This is a genomic window from Paraburkholderia sp. (genome assembly GCF_035501035.1).
Classification (GTDB): domain Bacteria; phylum Pseudomonadota; class Gammaproteobacteria; order Burkholderiales; family Burkholderiaceae; genus Paraburkholderia.
The window spans coordinates 1-4,314 of the sequence record NZ_DATJWR010000439.1 but is presented as its reverse complement, the minus strand read 5'-3'; the positions used below and the strand labels follow the sequence as shown (position 1 = coordinate 4,314).

Annotated in this window: 5 protein-coding genes; 4 read left to right on the top strand and 1 reads right to left on the bottom strand. The window is 66.2% G+C overall.

Annotated elements, in window-relative coordinates; translation table 11 throughout:
• On the top strand, positions 1–279 hold a 279-nt coding region (gene erpA, locus VMJ11_RS30950; protein ID WP_325624714.1), incomplete at its 5' end, for an iron-sulfur cluster insertion protein ErpA.
• 101 nt (positions 280–380) lie between these two features.
• Here erpA and VMJ11_RS30945 read toward each other — a convergent pair.
• Positions 381–1,535, bottom strand: a complete 1,155-nt coding sequence (locus VMJ11_RS30945; protein WP_325624713.1) for an anhydro-N-acetylmuramic acid kinase — start codon at positions 1,533–1,535, stop codon at positions 381–383.
• Between the two features lie 368 nt (positions 1,536–1,903).
• Between VMJ11_RS30945 and tyrS the strand changes: the two genes are divergently transcribed.
• Genes tyrS through VMJ11_RS30930 form a run of 3 tightly spaced genes read left to right on the top strand, consistent with a single transcriptional unit; the run spans position 1,904 to position 4,310 of the window.
• A complete protein-coding gene (gene tyrS / locus VMJ11_RS30940; RefSeq protein ID WP_325624711.1) occupies positions 1,904–3,157 on the top strand; it encodes a tyrosine--tRNA ligase in 1,254 nt (417 codons plus the stop codon).
• Positions 3,154–3,624, top strand: a complete 471-nt coding sequence (gene dtd, locus VMJ11_RS30935; RefSeq protein WP_325624710.1) for a D-aminoacyl-tRNA deacylase — start codon at positions 3,154–3,156, stop codon at positions 3,622–3,624. The genes tyrS and dtd overlap by 4 nt, the downstream gene beginning before the upstream one ends.
• 2 nt (positions 3,625–3,626) lie before the next feature.
• Positions 3,627–4,310, top strand: coding sequence for a histidine phosphatase family protein (locus VMJ11_RS30930; RefSeq protein ID WP_325624709.1), 684 nt, complete (start codon positions 3,627–3,629; stop codon positions 4,308–4,310).
• The last annotated feature ends 4 nt before the right edge of the window (positions 4,311–4,314 follow it).

Sequence of the window (4,314 nt, the reverse complement as noted above, 5' to 3'; positions counted from 1 at the left end):
ATCGACGAGGAAGGCAACCCGGAGCTGAAGCTGCGCGTATTCGTGCAGGGCGGCGGCTGTTCGGGCTTCCAGTATGGATTCACGTTCGACGAGACGATCAACGAAGACGACACCGTGATGAACCGCAACGGCGTCCAGCTTCTGATCGACTCGATGAGCTATCAGTATCTCGTAGGCGCCGAGATCGACTACAAGGACGATCTGAATGGCGCGCAGTTCGTCATCAAGAACCCGAATGCGACCACCACCTGTGGTTGCGGCTCGTCGTTCTCGGTCTGATCGAACAGGCTTGCGAAGCAGGAAACGGGGCTCGTGCCCCGTTTTTTATTGGACCGCCGTTTTCGCGCGGCCGCGCGCCGGCCTCGGGGCGCTCAACAGGCTCAGCGCGGGTAGATCGCGCCCAACACACGCTCGCCCGCCGCACCCGTGACGGCCGCGAGGTTTCCAGGCTCGCGCGCCACGCAGCGCATTGCGAGCCACGCAAAGGCGAGCGGTTCCACCTGATGCGGTGGGACGCCGAGCGCCTCGGTCGTCATGACGGGCACGCCCGCCACGCCACCCGTTTCGAGCGCCTTCTGCAGCGCTGCCATCAAGGTCGGATTGCGCGCGCCGCCCCCGCACACATACACGGCGCGGCTGTCGCCGGCGTGACGTTCGATCTCACGCGCCACGCTCACGGCGGTGAGCGCCACGAGCGTCGCCTGCACATCGGCGGCCGGGAGCGATTCGAAGCCCTTGAGCTTTTCGTCGAGCCACTGCGCGTTGAAGAGGTCGCGGCCGGTGCTCTTCGGCGGCGGCTGCTCGAAAAACGGCTCGTCGAGCAGGGTATTCAGGAGCGGCTGATGCAGCTTGCCGCTTGCGGCGAGCTGGCCGTTCTCGTCGTAGGGCTTGCCCAGATGCCGCTCCGCCCAAAGATCGAGCAGCGCGTTGGCCGGGCCGCAGTCGAAGCCGCGCACGGCGCCTGTGGCCGGGAGAATCGTGATGTTGCTGATGCCGCCGAGATTGCAGACCACGCGCGTTTGCTCATGCGAGCCGAACACGGTCGCGTGGAACGCGGGCACGAGCGGCGCGCCCTGACCGCCCGAGGCGACGTCGCGGCTGCGGAAGTCGGCGATTACGTCGATGCGGGCAAGCTCCGCGAGCAGCGCCGGATTCTGGATCTGCACCGTGTAGCCCTTCTCGGGCCGATGGCGCACGGTCTGGCCGTGCGCACCGATCGCCCGCACGTCCTCCGCGCGCAGATTGCCGGCGCGCAGCAGTTCATGACAGCACACCGCATACCGCGCCGCGAGCGCGTTGCCGGCGAGCGCCTCGCGCTCGATCTCGTTCTCGCCCGGCTGCTGCAACGAAAAGAGCGCCTCGCGCAGCCCCTGCGCGAAACCGACGAAAGCCTCGGCCAGCACCACCGGCCGCTGACCCGCCTCGAAGCGCACGGCGATGCCGTCCACGCCGTCCATGCTGGTGCCCGACATCAGGCCGAAGTACACGCCATCGGCGGCGTGTCTGCTTTCGTTTCGTGCGTCGCGTGGCGCCACGTTGTGCTCCTTTCGTCAATGCGAATTCAGTGCCCTGCGGGAGATTATCGGGGCAATGCCGTTCGAGCGTAAGTAAGCCGAACGGCTGACTGTTGCACGCGTTCGCGCCGTGGGATGCTTGTCATTGCGGGTCGTACGCAGGCCTGACCCTGATTAAAGGTCACTCCACGTTCGATAGCGCCAACGGATCTTCGCAATCGAAGGCCGGCAAGCGGTCCTTGCCGACTGCAACGGCCACCGCGACACCCGCTGAGCCACCCCGCGGCTTGCTCAAACGCTTCGCGCAACGCTGCAAACCTCAGCCTCGCGATTCGAATCACGTAAAATCGCGGACTAGACCCAGACTAAACGACAGATACGATCGAAGCATGAGCACCGAGTCCACTCCCACCAGCGGCGCAAAAGACGCCTTTCCGGTCACCGACGAAGTCCGTCACGCGCTCGCCGTCACGAAGCGCGGCGTGGACGAACTGCTGATCGAAGAAGAATTCGAGCAGAAGCTCGCCCGCAGCGCGGCCACTGGCAAGCCGCTGCGCATCAAGCTCGGCCTCGACCCGACCGCGCCGGACATCCACATCGGCCACACGGTCGTACTCAACAAGATGCGTCAGTTGCAGGATCTCGGCCATACCGTGATCTTCCTGATCGGCGACTTCACCTCGCTGATCGGCGACCCATCGGGCCGGAACGCCACGCGTCCGCCGCTCACGCGCGAGCAGATCGAATCGAATGCGAAGACCTACTTCGAGCAGGCCGCGCTCGTGCTCGATCGCGAAAAGACCGAGATCCGCTACAACAGCGAATGGTCGATGCCGCTCGGCGCCGACGGCATGATCAAGCTCGCGTCGCGCTACACGGTCGCGCGCATTCTCGAGCGCGAGGACTTCACCAAGCGCTTCCAGAGCGGCGTGCCGATTTCGATCCACGAATTCCTGTACCCGCTCATGCAGGGTTACGACTCGGTGGCGCTCAATGCCGACCTCGAGCTTGGCGGCACCGACCAGAAGTTCAACCTGCTGGTGGGGCGCGAACTGCAGAAGCAGTACGGCCAGGAGCAGCAGTGCATTCTCACGATGCCGCTGCTCGAAGGTCTCGACGGCGTCGAAAAGATGTCGAAGTCGAAGAACAACTACGTCGGCATCAGCGAGAAACCGAACGACATGTTCGGCAAGCTCATGAGCATCTCCGACGTGCTGATGTGGCGTTACTTCGAGCTGCTGTCGTTCCGCCCGATGGCGGAAATCGAAGGCTTCAGGCGCGAGGCCGAGGGTGGCCGCAATCCGCGCGATTTCAAGGTGATGCTCGCGCAGGAAGTCGTCGCGCGCTTCCACTCGCAGGCCGACGCCGAACGTGCACTCGAAGACTTCAACCACCGCGCGAAGGGCGGCGTGCCGGACGACATTGCGTCGGTCACGCTCGCGGGCGCGCCGCTCGCCATCGGCCAGTTGCTCAAGCAGGCGGGCCTCGTGCCGTCCACGAGCGAAGCGCTGCGCAACATCGAGCAGGGTGGCGTGAAGATCGATGGCGCCACCATCTCCGACAAGGGCCTGAAGGTCGAAGCGGGCGAGTTCGTCGTGCAGGTGGGCAAGCGCCGCTTCGCGCGCGTGACGCTCACCGCATGATCGCGCTGATCCAGCGTGTGCGTCGCGCCGAAGTACGTGTCGCGCGCGGTGAGAGTGAGCGCGTGACCGGCGCGATCGGCCAGGGGCTGCTCGCGCTCGTATGCGCGGAGCGCGGCGACACCGAGGCCAGTGCCGACAAGTTGCTCGCGAAGCTGCTGGGCTATCGCGTGTTCAGCGACGCGGCGGGCAAGATGAATCTGAGCGTGCAAAACGTCGACGGCAACGGCACGCCCGGTGGCCTGCTGCTCGTCTCGCAGTTCACGCTCGCCGCCGACACCAATAGCGGCCTGCGCCCGAGTTTCACGCCGGCCGCGCCGCCCGACGAGGGGCGGCGTCTGTTCGACTATTTCGTCGCCGCTGCGCGCGAGAAGCATCCAACCGTCGAGACCGGCGAGTTCGGCGCCGACATGCAGGTGTCGCTCGTCAACGACGGCCCCGTGACGTTCTGGCTGCAAGTGCGCAACTGACCATGACCACGCAGATCCTCTTCATCCGCCACGGCGAAACGGCCTGGAATCGCATCAAGCGCATTCAGGGGCATATCGACATTCCGCTCGCCGAGAGCGGCGTGGGGCAGGCGCAGCAGCTCGGCACGCGGCTCGCGCAGGAAGTGCAGGCGGGCGCGCGGCTCGACGCCATCTGGTCCAGCGACCTGTTGCGCGCGCAACAGACCGCGCAGCCGGTCGCCGCGGCGCTCGGCTTGCCCGTGCAACTCGCCGATGGCCTGCGCGAGCGCAACTACGGCGCGTTCCAGGGCCACGACAGCGACGAGATCGCCGAGCGCTTTGCGGACGAGTACGCGCACTGGCAAACCCGCGATCCCGGCTTCGCGCCGCCCGAGGGCGAGTCGCAGCGCGAGTTCTACCATCGTGTGCTGCATGCGCTCGAGCCGATCCTGGCGATGTATCCCGGCGGCCGTATTGCCTGCGTCGCGCATGGCGGCGTGCTCGACTGCGTGTACCGCTTCGCGAACGGCCTCGCGCTCGACGCCCCGCGTGCCTGGCCGCTTCTCAACACGAGCGTGAACGTCGTGGATTTCGAGCGCGACGGCTACGTGACACAGGCGCGCGTCGTCGCATGGGGCGACGTGGCGCATCTGGGCGGCGTGAGCGCCGACGACGGCTTCAAGCGCACGCCCGAGCCGGGCCGCTAGTCCG

What these genes read in the sequence shown, in the direction of transcription:
- tyrS (WP_325624711.1), top strand. Translation starts at nt 1,904, where the DNA reads ATGAGCACCGAGTCCACTCCCACCAGCGGCGCAAAAGACGCCTTTCCG.
- dtd (WP_325624710.1), top strand. Translation starts at nt 3,154, where the DNA reads ATGATCGCGCTGATCCAGCGTGTGCGTCGCGCCGAAGTACGTGTCGCG.
- VMJ11_RS30930 (WP_325624709.1), top strand. Translation starts at nt 3,627, where the DNA reads ATGACCACGCAGATCCTCTTCATCCGCCACGGCGAAACGGCCTGGAAT.